This window comes from Streptomyces sp. NPDC058650, from assembly GCF_042717315.1.
GTDB lineage: Bacteria > Actinomycetota > Actinomycetes > Streptomycetales > Streptomycetaceae > Streptomyces.
In genome coordinates, this window is sequence record NZ_JBHXRL010000004.1 from 276571 (window position 1) to 293091 (window position 16521).

General features: G+C 73.3%; 15 protein-coding genes. 13 read left to right on the forward strand and 2 right to left on the reverse strand.

Features of this window, described 5'->3' with window-relative positions; genetic code table 11:
• Positions 1–12: 12 nt before the first annotated feature.
• Together ACFWWU_RS09510 and ACFWWU_RS09515 are read left to right on the forward strand one after the other, a co-directional pair.
• Positions 13–2781: an FAD-binding and (Fe-S)-binding domain-containing protein gene (locus ACFWWU_RS09510; RefSeq protein ID WP_384141428.1), complete on the forward strand. Its 2769-nt coding sequence runs from the start codon at positions 13–15 to the stop codon at positions 2779–2781.
• A gap of 195 nt (positions 2782–2976) precedes the next feature.
• On the forward strand, positions 2977–3555 hold the full coding sequence (locus ACFWWU_RS09515; RefSeq protein WP_384141432.1) for a GNAT family N-acetyltransferase: 579 nt from the start codon (positions 2977–2979) through the stop codon (positions 3553–3555).
• On the opposite strand, the gene ACFWWU_RS09520 is transcribed toward ACFWWU_RS09515, so the two are convergent.
• Positions 3542–4399, reverse strand: coding sequence for a LysR family transcriptional regulator (locus tag ACFWWU_RS09520; RefSeq protein WP_384141435.1), 858 nt, complete (start codon positions 4397–4399; stop codon positions 3542–3544). The genes ACFWWU_RS09515 and ACFWWU_RS09520 overlap by 14 nt on opposite strands.
• Before the next feature lie 244 nt (positions 4400–4643).
• Between ACFWWU_RS09520 and ACFWWU_RS09525 the strand changes: the two genes are divergently transcribed.
• From ACFWWU_RS09525 to ACFWWU_RS09575, 11 genes are all read left to right on the forward strand, one after another.
• A complete protein-coding gene (locus tag ACFWWU_RS09525) occupies positions 4644–5582 on the forward strand; it encodes a DMT family transporter (RefSeq protein WP_384141882.1) in 939 nt (312 codons plus the stop codon).
• A 163-nt stretch (positions 5583–5745) separates the two neighbouring features.
• The gene (locus tag ACFWWU_RS09530) at positions 5746–6123 is read left to right on the forward strand and encodes a VOC family protein (RefSeq protein WP_384141438.1); all 378 of its coding nucleotides are present in this window, start codon (positions 5746–5748) and stop codon (positions 6121–6123) included.
• A 445-nt stretch (positions 6124–6568) separates the two neighbouring features.
• Positions 6569–6721 carry a hypothetical protein gene (locus ACFWWU_RS09535; RefSeq protein WP_384141441.1) on the forward strand — a complete coding sequence of 51 codons (153 nt, stop codon included), beginning with the start codon at positions 6569–6571 and terminating at the stop codon, positions 6719–6721.
• A 104-nt stretch (positions 6722–6825) separates the two neighbouring features.
• On the forward strand, positions 6826–7062 hold the full coding sequence (locus tag ACFWWU_RS09540; protein WP_384141444.1) for a hypothetical protein: 237 nt from the start codon (positions 6826–6828) through the stop codon (positions 7060–7062).
• Between the two features lie 231 nt (positions 7063–7293).
• Positions 7294–7476 carry a DUF1272 domain-containing protein gene (locus ACFWWU_RS09545; protein ID WP_317598056.1) on the forward strand — a complete coding sequence of 61 codons (183 nt, stop codon included), beginning with the start codon at positions 7294–7296 and terminating at the stop codon, positions 7474–7476.
• Between the two features lie 103 nt (positions 7477–7579).
• Positions 7580–8068, forward strand: a complete 489-nt coding sequence (locus tag ACFWWU_RS09550; protein ID WP_384141448.1) for a carboxymuconolactone decarboxylase family protein — start codon at positions 7580–7582, stop codon at positions 8066–8068.
• Between the two features lie 336 nt (positions 8069–8404).
• Positions 8405–9196, forward strand: coding sequence for a TIGR03084 family metal-binding protein (locus ACFWWU_RS09555; protein WP_384141451.1), 792 nt, complete (start codon positions 8405–8407; stop codon positions 9194–9196).
• The gene (locus ACFWWU_RS09560; RefSeq protein WP_384141454.1) at positions 9196–10905 is read left to right on the forward strand and encodes an acyclic terpene utilization AtuA family protein; all 1710 of its coding nucleotides are present in this window, start codon (positions 9196–9198) and stop codon (positions 10903–10905) included. Before ACFWWU_RS09555 ends, ACFWWU_RS09560 begins: the two co-directional genes overlap by 1 nt.
• Entirely contained in the window at positions 10902–12509 is a 1608-nt protein-coding gene (locus ACFWWU_RS09565) for an acyl-CoA carboxylase subunit beta (RefSeq protein ID WP_384141457.1), read from the forward strand. The genes ACFWWU_RS09560 and ACFWWU_RS09565 overlap by 4 nt, the downstream gene beginning before the upstream one ends.
• A gap of 71 nt (positions 12510–12580) precedes the next feature.
• On the forward strand, positions 12581–14509 hold the full coding sequence (locus ACFWWU_RS09570) for an acetyl/propionyl/methylcrotonyl-CoA carboxylase subunit alpha (protein WP_384141885.1): 1929 nt from the start codon (positions 12581–12583) through the stop codon (positions 14507–14509).
• On the forward strand, positions 14506–15639 hold the full coding sequence (locus ACFWWU_RS09575) for an acyl-CoA dehydrogenase family protein (RefSeq protein WP_384141460.1): 1134 nt from the start codon (positions 14506–14508) through the stop codon (positions 15637–15639). The genes ACFWWU_RS09570 and ACFWWU_RS09575 overlap by 4 nt, the downstream gene beginning before the upstream one ends.
• 20 nt (positions 15640–15659) lie before the next feature.
• On the opposite strand, the gene ACFWWU_RS09580 is transcribed toward ACFWWU_RS09575, so the two are convergent.
• Positions 15660–16463, reverse strand: coding sequence for a sporulation protein (locus ACFWWU_RS09580; protein WP_384141463.1), 804 nt, complete (start codon positions 16461–16463; stop codon positions 15660–15662).
• Positions 16464–16521: the final 58 nt, after the last annotated feature.

Consider the following 16521-nt stretch of genomic DNA (forward strand, 5'->3'; position numbering starts at 1 on the left):
GATGTCCGCCGGATGAGACGAGGACTGAGACATCCTGGCGTTGTGGGAACACACGATGCAGACGCGACCGCCCTCGCCGCGGACCTGCGCGCCGCCGTCGCCGGAGACGTCGACTTCTCCGTCACGGCGAGGGCCCTGACGACGATGGACGCCTCCAACTACCGCCGTGTGCCGGTCGGTACGGTCGCGCCGCGCGACGCGGCCGACGTGGCGGCCGTCCTGGAGGTGTGCCGGGCACACGGGACGCCGGTCGTCGCGCGCGGCGGCGGCACGTCCATCGGCGGCCAGGCCACCGGCACGGGCGTGGTGCTCGACCTCACACGGCACATGGCCGGGCTCGTCGCCCTGGACCCGGAGGAGCGGACGGCGGTCGTCCGCCCCGGCCTGGTCCTGGACCGACTGCGGGAGGCAGCCCGCCCGTACGGGCTGACCTTCGGCCCCGACCCGTCGACGCACAGCCGCTGCACCCTCGGCGGCATGATCGGCAACAACGCGTGCGGGGCGCACTCGGTCGCCTGGGGGACCACGGCGGACAACGTGCGCTCGCTGGATGTGGTGACGTACAGGGGAGCGGAGTTGACGCTCGGGCGGAACGGGCAGGGCGCGCCCCCCGGACTCCTCGACCTCGTCGACCGCCACCTCGCCCTGCTGCGGACCGGCTACCCGGCGGGCCTTCCGCGCCGGATCTCCGGCTATGCCCTCGACGCGCTGCTGCCGGAGCGGGGCGTGGACGTGGTCCGCTCGTTCTGCGGGAGCGAGGGCACGCTCGGGGTGGTGACGGAGGCGACGGTACGGCTCGTGCCGCTGCCGGCCGAGCCGGTGCTCGTCGTCCTCGGCTACCCCGACGAGAGCGCGGCGGCGGAGGCGGCGGCGGGGCTCCTTACGTACAGCCCGCTGACGGTGGAGGGGATGGCCGCCGACCTCGTACGGGGAAGGGTCGAGGGGCTGCCCCGGGGCGCGGCGTGGCTCTTCGTGGAGATGGACGGGGAGGGCCCGGCGCGGGGGCTGGTCCGGGCGGCGGACGCGCTCGACTCCGCCCTGGTCCGGGACCCGGCGGGGCAGCGGGCGCTCTGGCGGGTCCGCGAGGACGCGGCGGGGACGGCGACGCGGACGCCGGAGGGCGGGGAGGCCTGGCCGGGATGGGAGGACTGCGCGGTGCCGCCGGCCCGGCTGGGCGCGTACCTGCGGGAATTCCGCGCGCTGCTGGCGGAATTCGGCCTCCGGGGGATCCCGTACGGGCACTTCGGGGACGGCTGCGTGCACGTCCGGATCGACTTCGACCTGTGGACGGCGAAGGGGGTACGGGACTTCCGCCGCTTCTCGGAGGCGGTCGCGGACCTCGTGGTCGCCCACGGCGGCTCGCTCTCCGGGGAGCACGGAGACGGCCAGGCGCGGGCCGAACTGCTGCCCAGGATGTACGGGAAGGACCTCGTCGCTCTCTTCGGCGCGGTGAAGGACGTATGGGACCCGGACGGGGGCCTGAACCCGGGGATGCTGGTCCGCCCGAAGCCACTGGACTCCGGCCTGCGCTTCGAGGGTCTGCCGCTGGTGGGCGTGGGCCGGGAGGCGGCGCGATGCGTAGGGGTGGCCAAATGCCGCACGGACGGCCCGAGTTCAGGCTCTTCGGTCATGTGTCCGTCCTACCGTGCGACGGGTGAGGAGAAGCACTCCACGCGGGGTAGGGCGCGGCTGCTGCACGAGATGGCGCTCGGCGAGGTGATCACCGACGGCTGGCAGTCGGAGGAGGTCCGGGAGGCGCTCGACCTGTGCCTGTCCTGCAAGGGGTGCCGCAGCGACTGCCCGGTGGGCGTCGACATGGCGGCGTACAAGGCGGAGTTCCTCGACCGCCACTACGCGGGCCGGCGGGTCTGGCGCCGGCCGCGCTCGCACTGGACCATGGGCGGCCTGCCCCGCTGGCTGGCCCTCTTCGGCCGGGGCGTGAACGCGGCGACGCGGCTGCCGTTCTCGGCCCGTCTGGCGGGGGTGACGCCGGAGCGGTCCCTGCCGAGGGTGGCGGACCGGACGTTCGTGTCCTGGTTCGGCGAGCGCGGCTCGCGCCGCCCGCCGGCCCTCACCCTGTGGCCGGACACGTTCACGAACCACCTGGCCCCGGAGGTGGGCCGCGCGGCGGTGCGCGTCCTGGAGGACGCGAGCCTCGGGATGGCGCTGCCGCGGGGGCGGGTCTGCTGCGGCCTGACGTACGTGTCGACGGGCCGGCTGGGGGCGGCGCGGAAGGTGATGCGCCGGACGCTGGACGTCCTGGACCTCTCCGCCACCCCCGGACCGGTGGTCGTCCTCGAACCCTCCTGCGCGGCGACTCTCCGCACGGACCTGCCCGAACTCCTACCGGACGACCCCCGGGCGGCCCGCCTCGCGGCCTCCGTCCTGACCTTCGCCGAGGCCCTGGAGACCCTGGCCCCGGACTGGACCCCGCCCCGCCTCGACCGCCCGGTCACCGGCCAGACCCACTGCCACCAGCACGCGGTCCTGGGCGACACCGCCGACCGCCGCCTCCGCGCCCGCGCGGGCCTCACGGGCGAGCCGGCGGGCGGCTGCTGCGGCCTGGCGGGCAACTTCGGCTTCGAACCGGACCACTACGCCGTCTCGGTCGCCTGCGCCGAGGACCAACTCCTGCCGGCACTCCGCGCGACCCCCCAGGGAACGACGGTCCTGGCGGACGGCTTCTCCTGCCGCACCCAGATCGCCGACCTGACGGACTTCCGCGCCCGGCACCTGGCGGAAGTCCTGGCGGAGGGCCTGGAGGAGAGGCCCCGGGGGTGAAGGTCCCACCAGAAGCCCACGAAGCAGGGCGCGCCGGTGCCGCCCGGCTCGCGTTCCCAAGAACCCCACCGGCCCCCACTTCCGGGCCACCCCCGCCACCCCCGCCGCCGCGCAGGGACGTCTCTGACCGTTCGCTACGGCCCGAGGGCGGGGCAACTCCCCTCGTCCGGGCGGGAGTCCGGATACGCTCGGTGGATGGAGCGGATCCCTTCCCCGTACGGTCGGCTCTTCCTGCGTGAGCTGGAGGACGGCGACGTACCGGCCGTGCACGGCATCTACGGTTCCGAGGCCGCGACCGAGCACCTCAGCTTTACGCCCCGCTCCCTCGGCGAGGTGCGGGCGATCGTCGAGCGTTCGATCGCGTCGGCACGGGTGGCGCCCCGGGAGGAGTACGCCCTCGGGGTCGTCGAGCGGGACACGGGCGCGCTCGTCGGGTTCGGGCGGCTCGCGATCGATCCGCATCAGCAGCGCGCGGCGACCGTGGGGTTCGCGCTGCGGCCCGAGTCGTGGGGCGTGGGGTACGGGCGGGAGACCGTCGGGCTGCTGCTCGCGCTGGCCTTCGAAGGGCTCGACCTGCACCGGGTGTGGGCCGCGCGGGCGCCCCTCAACACCGCCTCGGCCCGGACGCTGCTCGCCGCCGGGTTCGTCGAGGAGGGCCGGATCCGGGGGCACGTCCACGTCCGGGGCGCCTGGCGGGACTCGATCACGTACGGGATCCTCCGCGAGGAGTGGGAAGCGCTCGGCCCCTCCGCCCGTTCCGTCAGTCCCCGCTGACGATGTCCCGCGCCATCGCGACCAGCGCGCCCGTCGCCGGGTGCGGGAAGGCGTCCCGCCAGGCCAGGACCACGGGCAGCGGCGGCGCGTCGGACAGCGGGCGGTAGGCGACGCCCGGGTGCGGGTGGAGCGCGGCCGTGGAGCCGGACGAGACGCCGGTGCCCCGGCCCGCGGCGATCGCGGTGAGCCAGTCGTCGGTGTTCGCGACGGTCAGGGTGGCGGCCGGGCGGGCCCCGGCCGGCCAGAGCGCGAGCGTGGTCGTACCGGAGACCGTGTTGAGGACGATCGTTTCCGCGGCCAGGTCACCGAGGGCGAGGTCGGTCCGGTCGGCGAGCGGGCTGTCGGCGGGCAGCGCGGCGACCCGTTCCTCCGTGGCGAGCTCCTCGGTGACCAGGCCGGGCGCGTCGACCGCGCCCCTGAGCAGCGCCGCGTCCACCTCGCCGCGGGCGAGCCCGGCCGTGCGGTCGTCGATGCGGAGGAGTTCGAGCGGGGTCTCGGGGTGCAGGCGCTGCCAGCGCCGGAGCAGCGGCGTGGTGTACGGGCCGAAGGCCGACCAGGCGTGCCCGAGGCGCAGGGGGCGGTGGCGGAGCCTGGCCGGGTCGACGGCGGCGTCGAAGGCGGCGAGGGCCGCGGCCGCCCTGTCCTGGAAGGCGCGGCCCTCGGCGGTGAGGGCGAGGTGGTGGGTGGAGCGGTCGACGAGCCGGGCGCCGAGGTGTTGCTCGAGCGCGGCGAGCGTGCGGGAGACGGCCGGCTGGGTGAGGTGGAGCCGGGCGGCCGCCCTGGTCAGGCTGGGCTCCTCGGCGATGGCGAGGAAGCAGCGGAGGTGGCGTAGCTCGATGCTCATGTCTTCGGAGCATAACCGCAGCGCAATCGGCATTTCCGGTGCCGCGCGGGGGCTCGTAGCGTGAGAGGTGAATCATGGGGGAGTAGGTGTCACGTTCACTGTGTTGTACTTGCAGTACAGTGCAGTGAACCAGTGGTGAGATGGGCAGTGGAGGAGTGGTCCGGTGAACAGTCCGGTGAACAGTCCGGTCAGGAATGTGCCGCCGGTCGCCGTGGCGGTCGAGCCCCAGGGGGCTCCCGCGCGGATTCCCGCACCCGGGAAGGCTGCGCCCGGGAAGGCTGCGCCGGGGAACGCGGGCCGTCACCTCGGCCCCGTCGCCCTCGTCGTCGCGGGCGGACTCTCCGTGCAGTTCGGCTCCGCCGTCGCCGTCCTTCTGATGCCCCGCGCCGGGGCCCTCGGCGTCGTCACCCTCCGGCTCGTGCTCGCCGCCGTCGTCCTGCTGGCGATCTGCCGGCCCACGGTCCGCGGCTACAGCCGCGCAGACTGGGGCACCGTCGTCGCCTTCGGCACGGCCATGGCCGGGATGAACATCCTCTTCTACCAGGCCGCCGACCGGATCCCGCTCGGCGCCGCCGTGACCCTGGAGGTCCTCGGCCCGCTGATCCTCTCCGTGGTCGCCTCGCGCCGGCTGACCAACCTGCTCTGGGCCGGGCTCGCCCTCGGCGGCCTCGTCCTGCTCAGCGGCGGCGGCTTCGACCGCCTCGACCCCGTCGGCGCGGCCTTCGCGCTCGCGGCGGGCGGGATGTGGGCCGCGTACATCGTCTTCAGCGCCCGCACCGGCCGCCGCTTCCCGCAGGCCGACGGGCTCGCGCTCGCCATGGCCTTCGGTGCCGTCCTCAGCCTGCCGCTGGGCATCGCGGAGGCGGGCGACAAGCTCCTCGTACCGTCGACGGTCCTGCTCGGTCTGGGGGTCGCGCTGATGTCCTCCGTCCTCCCGTACACCCTCGAACTCCTCGCCCTGCGCCGCCTGCCCGCACCCACCTTCGCGATCCTGATGAGCCTGGAACCGGCCATCGCGGCGGCGGCCGGCTTCCTCATCCTCAGCCAGGCCCTGTCCGTCACGGACGCCCTCGCCATCGCCCTCGTCATCGCGGCGAGCATGGGCGCGGTCCGCACCCAGGTCCGCGCGGCGAAGCGCGCGGCCAACCGCGCGGACCAGGACTTGGGCCGGGGCGTGAGCTGATCCAGGGTTTGGGCCGGGGCGTGAGCTGATCCAGGACTTTGAGCCAGGGCTTGGGCTGAGCCGGGGTGCTTCGGTGCGGGCACGTCGCCTGAGCCGGGGCGGGTCGCCCCGAGCCCGTCCCTCTGGACGTAGGGGGAGACGCGCGCCGCTCTAGGATCCGCGCGTGATCGCCGACCTGCAGTGCCTCGTCATCGACTGTCCCGCGCCCCGCGCGCTCGCGGAGTTCTACCGCTCGGTACTCGGCGGGGAGGTCGACCGGCCGGATCGCCGCTGGTCCCTCGACGACGCCTGGTCCACGCTGCACACCCCCGGCGGGCTCGTCCTCTGCTTCCAGGGCGTCGCCGACCACCGCCCGCCGACGTGGCCGGATCCCGAGCGTCCCCAGCAGTCCCACCTCGACTTCGGCGTCCCGGACCTGGACGCGGCCCAGGAGCACGTCCTCGCCCACGGCGCGACCGTCCTGGACGAGGGCGACGGCAGGCGGAGCTGGCGGGTGTACGCCGACCCCGCCGGCCATCCCTTCTGCCTGGTCCGGCACTGAGGCGGCGGCCCGGCGACGCTCGCAGATCACGCCGAGGTCCATCGTGTCGTCCGTGCGGCGGCAGTACGGGCGTACAAGCGGGACGTCCCGGCCGTGGCACGGGGCACCGTACGACGGGCCGTCCGGCACCTGCGCGAACTGGGGTACGTCTCGTCGGGGCGCGACGCGTACAGCGGACGGAGTCGATGCCCTGCGGCCGGATCGGACGCGCCCCGAGCCGGCGGCGAGCGGCGCGAGTCGGCAACGGCCGCCCCTGGTGGTCAGTTCGAGCATGGGGTGCCGGGTCGTCGGGGCGCGGGGTGACTCCCCGGCGAGTGGGGTGTGTCAATGGGCCGGTCAGGTTCGCCCGGAGAGCGCGACGATTCGCCAGGGTCCGCCAGGGCGCTCCATATGGTGTGCCACCCGGGGCCAGGTGTCAGGTAGCGGGAGACCTACAGGAGGAAACGTGTCCCACGCCAAAGACCAGGCCGACCCGCCCGCTCGATTCGAACTCCGCCTCGGGGGACTGCACGTGACCGTCCAGCGCATCCCTGGATGGCTCGTCGCTCTGGCCACCACGGCCGGCGGGGCGGTGGTGACCTGGTGGGCACAACGCTGACGCCGACCTCCGTGGGGCCTCGGGGCAGGCTTTGCTTTCGGCCATCCGGACACCCGGTATCTGGGAGATTTGACGGAATGTCCGGGACGCTGTCTCCTGCTTCCATGCCCGAGCACACGAGCGCCGACGGCGCACCCTCCGTACCTGAAAGCAACTACGAACTCAGCTCCGGTGAGACGCACTTGAGGGCGAACGTCCCCCTCAGTGTCCAACTGGTGCTTTCTACCGCCGTCCTGGTCGCCGCCACCCTCGGCGGTGCGGCGCTGCTGCTCATCGGGGCGGCGGACTGGCGGAGGGCCGACGCCCGCGACGATCACGAGGCGCCCGAAGAGGGGGCGTGACGCAGGCCACCCGCCTTCTGGTCCTGCGGAACAGTGCCTCAACGCGGCCCAGGCGAGTCTGAGAAGGTGCGCCCCGTCCACTTCTCGGGTGCGCTCGTCTTGAGCTCGTGCGGTCCCGCACTGAGGCGACGGCCCGATCCTTTTGATCTTTGGCTTCCGGCCTGTTTCGGGGGTGTGGGGGCGCCTCGGAGGATGAGGGTGTCATCGAACGTACGAGGTGGGGAGCCGAGCATGGCCCTGGAGATGCGAGACCGTTGCGAGCGCTGTGAGACGGCGACCCTGACCGTGGACGGGCCCGCCCGGATCTGTACGTACGAGTGCAGCTTCTGCGTGCCGTGCGCCGACGCCATGGGCGACGTCTGCCCGAACTGCGGCGGCGAGCTCGTCCCGCGCCCCCGTCGCGCCCTCGCCTAGCGTCCGGCGGAACTTCTTTTCGGGTTCCTGTCACATCTTCGTACGGCTGTCCGTCAGTGCGGTGAAGACGCCGACCAGACAGACATCAAGGAGAGCGACAGCCATGACGAACCCCTCCATCTCCCGGATGTCCGACCCCGCCGCGTTCGTGCCCGAGCTGAACGACATCAGCGCCGCCCTCTTCCGGGCCACGGGCAACCAGTCGGTGCCGCGCACCACGATGAACCTCGTCCACCTGCGCGCCGGTCAGATCGTCCGCAACACCTACCTGACCATCCTGAACACCGGCTTCCTGCGCAAGGCGGGGGAGTCCGAGGAGCGCATCACCGCCGTCTCCTCCTGGCAGGACGCCCCGTACTTCACCGACGCCGAGCGCGCCGCCCTCGCCTTGGTCGAGGCCACCCTCCAGCCCGCCCCGCACGGCAAGGAGCGCGTCTCCGACGAGCTGTACGCCGAGGTGGCGAAGCACTACGACGAGAAGGCGCTGGCGACTCTCACCATCGCGATCGGCCAGATCGGCTTCTTCATCGCCCTGGCCGTCATCGGCAAGCCCCAGCCGGTCACCTCCCTCGCGGACGAGCAGTGGGACTGACCTGACGGACGTGACTGACCTGACGGACCTGGCGGAGCTGGGAACGGAAGTCCTTGACGGCGTAGGCGAGCAGTGGCGACATCCCCTCCACGCTAGGAGTCGATCCCTCCGGTACACGGTCCCACCAGGCAGGAGCCCGGGGCGTCCCCGAGTCGCCCGCCGCACGGCCCGTCGTACCCCTCAGGGGTGATCCGCGCCCCGAGGTGCCCCGGGGATCCAACAATCAAAGCAAGCATGCTTGCTTGTTTTCTGGTTCGCTGCCATGCTCCGGGGCACGCCGCCGCGCTGTCGCCGCGCTGACGTCGTGTCGCCGCCGTGTCCCGAGGGGAGCGCACCGTGTCCGATCCCGCCGTCGTCCTCGACGATCTGCGTGAGGAGAGCGAGGAACTCGACGTACTCGTACGCGAGTCGAGTGACGAGCAGTGGGGTGCGCCGACCCCCGCACCCGGCTGGACCGTCGCCCACCAGATCGCCCACCTCGCCTGGACCGACCGGGCGGCCCTCCTCGCCGCCACCGATCCCGAGGCCTTCGCCGCCGAGACCGCCAAGGCCCTCGCCGCCCCCGACCGCTTCGTCGACGAAGGCGCGGAAGAGGGCGCGAAGCTGCCGCCCGCCGAGCTCCTCGCCGCCTGGCGCGCGGGCCGCGAGCGCCTCCAGGACGCCCTGCGCGCGGTCCCGCCCGGCGCGCGCTTCCCCTGGTACGGGCCGCCGATGAGCGACCCGGCCATGGCCACCGCCCGGCTCATGGAGACCTGGGCGCACGGCCAGGACGTCGCCGACGCCCTCGGGGTGGTCCGCACGCCCACGGCCCGGCTCCGGCACGTCGCCTGGATCGGCGTCCGCGCCCGCGACTACGCCTTCCTGGTGCGGGGGGTCCCGGCGCCCGCCGAGCCCTTCCGTGTCGAACTCGCCGGAGTCGACGGGGAGATGTGGGCGTACGGCCCCGAGGGCGCCACCCAGACCGTCACCGGCCCCGCCCTCGACTTCTGCCTCCTCGTCACCCAGCGCGTCCACCGCGACGACACCGCGCTCGTCGCGCACGGCCCCGACGCCGAGCGCTGGCTCGCCATCGCGCAGGCCTTCGCGGGCCCGGCCGGTCCCGGCCGCGCACCCAGGGAGGCGGCGTAGTGGTCCTCCGCATCGGCAACGCCTCCGGCTTCTACGGCGACCGCTTCGACGCCGTCCGCGAGATGCTCACCGGCGGCGGGCCGGAGGGCGCGATCGACGTCCTCACCGGCGACTACCTCGCCGAGCTGACCATGCTCATCCTCGGCCGCGACCAGCTCAAGGACCCGGCCGCCGGCTATGCGAAGACCTTCCTGCGCCAGATGGAGGAGGGTCTCGGTCTCGCCCACGAGCGCGGCGTCCGCATCGTCACCAACGCGGGCGGCCTGAACCCCGCAGCCCTCGCCGACGCCCTGCGCGCCCTCGCCGGGAAGCTCGGCCTGCCGACCCGGATCGCCCACGTCGACGGTGACCGACTGCCCCCACAGGACGGGGTGTTGACGGCCAATGCCTACCTCGGCGGGGCCGGTATCGCCGCCTGTCTCGGCGCCGGGGCCGACGTCGTCGTCACCGGCCGGGTCACCGACGCCGCCCTCGTCACCGGGCCCGCGCAGTGGCACTTCGGCTGGGGCCCGGAGGAGTACGACAGGCTCGCGGGCGCGGTCGTCGCCGGGCACGTCCTGGAGTGCGGCACCCAGGCCACCGGCGGCAACTACGCCTTCTTCGCCGGCCACGACCCGGCCGTGTTCCGCCGCCCCGGCTTCCCGGTCGCCGAACTCCACGCGGACGGCAGCGCCGTCATCACCAAACACGCCGGTACGGGCGGCCTCGTCGACGTCGGTACGGTCACGGCCCAGCTGCTGTACGAGACGGCCGGAGCCCGCTACCCCGGCCCCGACGTGACGGCCCGCCTCGACACCGTACGACTCGCCCAGGAGGGCCCGGACCGGGTCCGGATCCACGGCGTGACGGGCGAGGCCCCGCCCCCCACCCTCAAGGTCGGCCTCAACCGCCTCGGCGGCTTCCGCAACGAGGTCGTGTTCGTCCTCACCGGCCTCGACATCGAGGCCAAGGCCCGGCTGGTCCGCGACCAGATCGAGGACGCCTTCACGAGCGCCGACTCCCGCCCGGCGGACGTCCGTTGGGAGCTCGCCCGCACCGATCGCGAGGACGCTCCCACCGAGGAGACCGCGAGCGCCCTGCTCCGCCTCGTCGTCCGCGACCCCTCCCCGGAGGCCGTCGGCCGCACCCTCACCGGCGCCGCGATCGAACTGGCCCTCGCCAGCTACCCCGGCTTCCACGTCACCGCCCCACCCGGGAAGGGCGCCCCCTACGGCGTCTTCGGGACCGCGTACGTCCCCGCCGCCGACGTCCCGCACACGGCCGTGCTCCCGGACGGCACCCGCGTACCCGTACCCGTACCCGCACCCCCACCGCCGCACAGCGCGGACCTGGCCCCCGTACCCGACCCGGAGCTTCCGCCGCCGCTCCCGTACGGCTCCACCCGCCGCGCCCCCCTCGGCCGGATCGCCGGAGCCCGCAGCGGCGACAAGGGCGGCGACGCCAACCTCGGCGTCTGGGTCCGCACGGACGAGGAATGGCGCTGGCTCACGCACGCCCTCACCGTCGCCACGTTCCGTGAACTCCTTCCAGAGACGGCCGACTTGCCGGTCGTCCGGCACGTTTTCCCGCACCTCAGGGCGCTCAACTTCACCGTGGCCGGGATCCTCGGCGACGGCGTCGCCTCGCAGGCCCGTTTCGACCCCCAGGCCAAGGCCCTCGGCGAGTGGCTCCGCTCCCGGCACCTGGACATCCCGGAGGTACTCCTGTGACCGTCCTCGCCTCCGCCCTCGACACCGGCGGACCCGAGTACCGAGAGCACCGCGCCGCGATGCTCGACAAGCTCGCCGCCCTCGAAGCCGAGCACGCCAAGGCCCTCGCGGGCGGTGGCGAGAAGTACACGGCCCGGCACCGGGGGCGCGGCAAGCTCCTCGCCCGCGAGCGCATCGAGCTGCTCGTCGACCCCGACAGCCCCTTCCTGGAGCTGTCGCCGCTCGCCGCCTGGGGCAGCGACTACCAGGTGGGCGCCTCGCTCGTCACCGGCATCGGGGTCGTCGAGGGCGTCGAGTGCCTGATCACGGCCAACGACCCGACCGTGCGCGGCGGCGCCTCCAACCCGTGGACGCTGAAGAAGGCCCTGCGGGCGAACGAGATCGCGTTCGCCAACCGCCTCCCGGTCGTCTCGCTCGTCGAGTCCGGCGGCGCCGACCTCCCTTCCCAGAAGGAGATCTTCATCCCCGGCGGGGCGCTCTTCCGCGACCTCACCCGCCTCTCCGCCGCCGGAATCCCCACCGTCGCGGTCGTCTTCGGCAACTCGACGGCCGGCGGCGCGTACGTCCCCGGCATGTCCGACCACACCGTGATGATCAAGGAGAGGTCGAAGGTCTTCCTCGGCGGCCCGCCGCTCGTGAAGATGGCGACGGGGGAGGAGAGCGACGACGAGTCCCTCGGCGGCGCAGAGATGCACGCCAGGACCTCCGGTCTCGCCGACCACTACGCCGTCGACGAGACGGACGCGATCCGCCAGGCCCGCCGGATCGTCGCCCGTCTCAACCACCGCAAGGCGCACACCGATCCGCAGCCCGCGGAGGGGCCGAAGTACGACGAGGACGAACTCCTCGGCATCGTCCCCGGCGACCTCAAGACCCCCTTCGACCCGCGCGAGGTGATCGCCCGGATCGTCGACGGCTCCGACTTCGACGAGTTCAAGCCGCTGTACGGGACCTCGCTCACCACCGGCTGGGCGTCCCTGCACGGCTACCCGGTCGGCATTCTCGCCAACGCGCAGGGCGTCCTCTTCTCCGCCGAGTCGCAGAAGGCGGCGCAGTTCATCCAGCTCGCCAACCAGCGTGACATCCCGCTGCTCTTCCTCCACAACACCACCGGCTACATGGTCGGCAAGGAGTACGAGCAGGGCGGCATCATCAAGCACGGCGCGATGATGATCAACGCGGTCGCGAACTCGCGCGTCCCGCACCTCTCCGTCCTCATGGGCGCGTCGTACGGAGCCGGGCACTACGGCATGTGCGGCCGGGCCTACGACCCCCGCTTCCTGTTCGCCTGGCCGAGTGCGAAGTCCGCCGTCATGGGCCCGCAGCAGCTCGCCGGCGTCCTGTCGATCGTGGCGCGCGCGAGCGCCGCCGCGAAGGGGCAGCCGTACGACGACAAGGCTGCCGAGGCCGACGCCGGTCTCCGCGCGCTCGTCGAGGCGCAGATCGAGTCGGAGTCCCTCCCGATGTTCCTCTCGGGGCGGCTGTACGACGACGGGGTCATCGACCCCCGCGACACCCGCACGGTCCTCGGGCTGTGCCTGTCCGCGATCCACACGGCACCGGTCGAGGGCGCGCGCGGCGGCTTCGGCGTCTTCCGAATGTGAGGGCTCAGATGGCGGCTCAGACGAGGGCACGGACGAAGGCTCGGGCGAAGGCTGGAATGGGAGCTCAGAAGTTGATCTCGACCGTGCTGGTCGCGAACCGGGGCGAGATCGCCTGCCGGGTCTTCCGCACCTGCCGTGACCTGGGCATCTCCACCGTCGCCGTGTACTCCGACGCGGACGCCGACGCCCTGCACGTCCGGGAGGCCGACGCGGCCGTACGACTGCCGGGGGCGGCGCCCTCGGAGACGTACCTGCGCGGCGACCTGGTGGTGAAGGCGGCGCTCGCGGCGGGCGCCGACGCCGTCCACCCCGGCTACGGCTTCCTCTCCGAGAACGCCGACTTCGCGCGGGCCGTGACCGACGCGGGCCTCGTCTGGATCGGCCCGCCGCCCGAGGCGATCGAGGCGATGGCCTCGAAGACCCGGGCGAAGGAACTCCTGGGCATCGAGCCCCTGACGGACGTCACCGCGTCCGACCTCCCCGTCCTGGTGAAGGCGGCGGCGGGCGGCGGCGGCCGGGGCATGCGGATCGTCCGCGAACTCGATGCTCTCCCAGAAGAGTTGAGGGCGGCGTCCGCCGAGGCGGCGAGCGCCTTCGGTGACGGCGAGGTCTTCGTCGAGCCGTACGTGGAGAACGGCCGGCACGTCGAGGTGCAGCTCCTCTGCGACACCCACGGCACGGTCTGGGCGCTCGGCACCCGCGACTGCTCCCTCCAGCGACGGCACCAGAAGGTGATCGAGGAGGCCCCGGCGCCCGGCCTGCCGGCCGCCCTGGAGGACTCCCTCCTCGACACGGCCGTCCGCGCGGCGAAGGCGGTCGGCTACGTCGGCGCGGGCACGGTCGAGTTCCTGGTGGCGGACGGCCGGGCGCACTTCCTGGAGATGAACACCCGGCTCCAGGTCGAGCACCCGGTGACGGAGGAGGTGTACGGGGTCGACCTCGTCGCCCTCCAGCTCGCCGTGGCGGAGGGCGGGGAACTGGCCCCCGAGCCCCCGGCCCCGCGGGGCCACGCGATCGAGGCCCGCCTCTACGCGGAGGACCCGGCCCGGGAGTGGGCGCCCCAGACGGGCCTCCTGCACCGCTTCGAGGTCCCCCGCGAGGGCCGGGTCCGGGTCGACACCGGGTACGCCTCCGGCGACGGGGTCGGCATCCACTACGACCCGATGCTCGCCAAGATCGTCGTCCACGCCCCCACCCGCGCCGAGGCCGCCCGCAAGCTCGCCCACGCCCTGGAGCGGGCCCGGATCCACGGACCCGCCACCAACCGGGCCCTGCTCGTCGCCTCCCTCCGCCACCCCGACTACCTCGCGACCGCCGCCCCCGACACCGGCTTCTACGAGCGGAACCTCACCGCCCTGACCGCCCCGCCGGAGGGCGAGGAGTACGCGGCGGTGGCAGCGGCCCTCGCCGAGGCGGCTGGCAACACCTCCCGCTTCGGCGGAGGTTGGCGCAACGTCCCCTCCCAGGACCAGGCGAGGGCGTACGGGGAGCACGAGATCCGCTACCGGCCGAGCCGGGCCGGCGGCTACGAGGTCACGGCGCCCGAGGGGGTGCGGGTGGTGTCGGCCGCCCCCGACCGCGTACGCCTCGAAGTAGCCGGTGTGGTCAGGGACTTCGAGGTCGCCCGGTACGGCGGGACCGTCCATGTCGGCCCCCACCGCCTCACCGTCCGACCCCGCTTCCCCGACCCCGCCGACCAGCGGGAACCCGGCTCCCTGCTCGCCCCCATGCCCGGCACCGTCGTCCGGGTCGCGGACGGCCTCGCCGCCGGTGACCGGGTCACCGCCGGGCAGCCGCTCCTCTGGCTGGAGGCCATGAAGATGGAGCACCGCGTCACCGCTCCCGCCTCCGGCACGCTCACCGCGCTCCACGCCGCCGCCGGCCGCCAGGTCGAGGTAGGCGCCCTGCTCGCCGTCGTACAGGCAGACGTCCCGCCCGCAGCGGACGTCCCGCCCGCAGCAGACGTCTCGACCGAAGCACAGGAGGACCAGACAGCATGAGCACCCTCATCGACTCCCCGGAACGGACCGCGCTCCGGGCCGCCGTCTCCGCGCTCGGCCACCGCCACGGCCCCGGCTTCGACCGGGCCACCCTGTGGGCCGAGGCGGGCAAGCTCGGCTACCTCGGCGTGAACCTGCCCGAGGAGTACGGCGGCGGGGGCGGCGGCATGGCCGAGCTGTCGATCGTCCTGGAGGAGGCGGGCGCCGCCGGGGCCCCGCTCCTCATGATGGTCGTCTCGCCCGCGATCTGCGGCACGGTCATCGCGCGCTTCGGCACGGAGGAGCAGAAGCGGGCGTGGCTCCCGGGCCTCGCGGACGGCTCCCGCACCATGGCCTTCGGCATCACGGAGCCCGACGCGGGCTCCAACTCGCACCGCATCACGACGACCGCGACCCGTACCGAGGAGGGCTGGGTCCTCAACGGCCGGAAGGTCTTCGTCTCGGGCGTCGACATCGCGGACGCGACCCTGATCGTCGGCCGCGCGTCCGACGCCCGCACGGGCAACCTCAAGCCCTGCCTCTTCATCGTGCCGCGCGATGCCCCCGGTTTCGAGCGCCGCCACATCGAGATGGAACTCGACGCGAACGAGAAGCAGTTCGAGCTCACCCTCGACGACGTCCACCTGCCGGCGGACGCCCTCGTCGGCGACGAGGACGCGGGCCTGCTCCAGCTCTTCGCCGGTCTCAACCCGGAGCGGATCATGACGGCCGCGTTCGCGATCGGCATGGGCCGGTACGCGCTCGCCCAGGCCGTGAAGTACGCGAAGGAGCGCCAGGTCTGGAAGGCGCCGATCGGCGCCCACCAGGCCATCGCGCACCCCCTCGCGCAGGCCCACATCGAGCTCGAACTGGCCCGCCTGATGATGGCGAAGGCGGCCCATCTCTACGACGCGGGCGACGACATGGGCGCGGGCGAGGCCGCCAACATGGCCAAGTACGCCGCCGCCGAGGCCTGCGTGAAGGCCGTCGACCAGGCCGTCCACACCCTCGGCGGCAACGGCCTCACGAAGGAGTTCGGCCTGGCCCGCCTGATCACCGCCGCCCGCGTGGCCAGGATCGCCCCGGTCAGCCGGGAGATGATCCTCAACTACGTGTCGCACCAGACGCTGGGCCTGCCCAAGTCGTACTGACGGGGGAGAGGAGGAGGGTGTCAGTCCTCGTCTCCGTCGGCGTTCCGGGCGCCCAGGAGCGTGACCTCGGAGATCCACCGCCGCACCTCGGCCTCGAAGTCCACCCGGCCGAGGTCGTGGTGGGCGGCGACGTACCGCAGGGCGGGCGCCTTCTTCTCCCAGTGCTTCTCGCCGAGTGCGCCCTTGCGGAGGTAGATCTCGCAGCCGACGGGGTTGGCCCGGAAGACCAACTCCAGGTTCTGCGGGCGCTTTTCGCCGCTCGGCGACTGATCGACGAGGAGGAAGCTCTGCACGAGGTAGACGTGGTACTCGGTGTGCGGGATGTTCTCCGAGACGATCCGGGAGGTCTGGAGCCCGTACCCCTCGGCGGCGAACGCGTCGAACACCGCGTCGTGCAAGGGCGTCGAGGTGATCCGCACGAGGTCGTCGTCCGTCTGGGCCTTGATGCCCTCGGCCTCGACCTCGGTGTGCACGCCCAGCATCGCGACCTCCTGCCCCTTCACCTCGGACAGCGGGCTCTCCCACTTGAGCCGGTGCTTGATGGGCAGCCGCCGCTCCTCACCCTTCTTGAGCGTGAACCAACCGCTCGCATGGGGGTGGTCGAAGGTCTCGCCGCGGCGTTGGCCGTCGCCGTCGCCCTTGTGCGCCACCGAGACGTTGGCCTCGAGCCGCAGGCCGATGGACTTCACCTCCACGTCCCGCTCGGGCGCGCGGACCACGACCTCCCCGGTGAGGATGCCGCCCGGCTGAGCCGGCCCGGACTGAATGATCGTATCGATTTCGAGCGGTATGCCGCCCCTGCCCAGAAGACGCTTGAAGACCATGTGCGCAGGCTAACCGGCCCCGGCGACAAGGGTGTCGGCGACACGGGAGGCGGCGACC

What these genes read in the sequence shown, in the direction of transcription:
- ACFWWU_RS09545 (WP_317598056.1), top strand. Translation starts at nt 7,294, where the DNA reads ATGGCCCTGGAGATGCGAGACCGTTGCGAGCGCTGTGAGACGGCGACC.
- ACFWWU_RS09575 (WP_384141460.1), top strand. Translation starts at nt 14,506, where the DNA reads ATGAGCACCCTCATCGACTCCCCGGAACGGACCGCGCTCCGGGCCGCC.
- ACFWWU_RS09540 (WP_384141444.1), top strand. Translation starts at nt 6,826, where the DNA reads ATGCCCGAGCACACGAGCGCCGACGGCGCACCCTCCGTACCTGAAAGC.
- ACFWWU_RS09550 (WP_384141448.1), top strand. Translation starts at nt 7,580, where the DNA reads ATGACGAACCCCTCCATCTCCCGGATGTCCGACCCCGCCGCGTTCGTG.
- ACFWWU_RS09520 (WP_384141435.1), bottom strand. Translation starts at nt 4,399, where the DNA reads ATGAGCATCGAGCTACGCCACCTCCGCTGCTTCCTCGCCATCGCCGAG.
- ACFWWU_RS09580 (WP_384141463.1), bottom strand. Translation starts at nt 16,463, where the DNA reads ATGGTCTTCAAGCGTCTTCTGGGCAGGGGCGGCATACCGCTCGAAATC.
- ACFWWU_RS09510 (WP_384141428.1), top strand. Translation starts at nt 13, where the DNA reads ATGAGACGAGGACTGAGACATCCTGGCGTTGTGGGAACACACGATGCA.
- ACFWWU_RS09515 (WP_384141432.1), top strand. Translation starts at nt 2,977, where the DNA reads ATGGAGCGGATCCCTTCCCCGTACGGTCGGCTCTTCCTGCGTGAGCTG.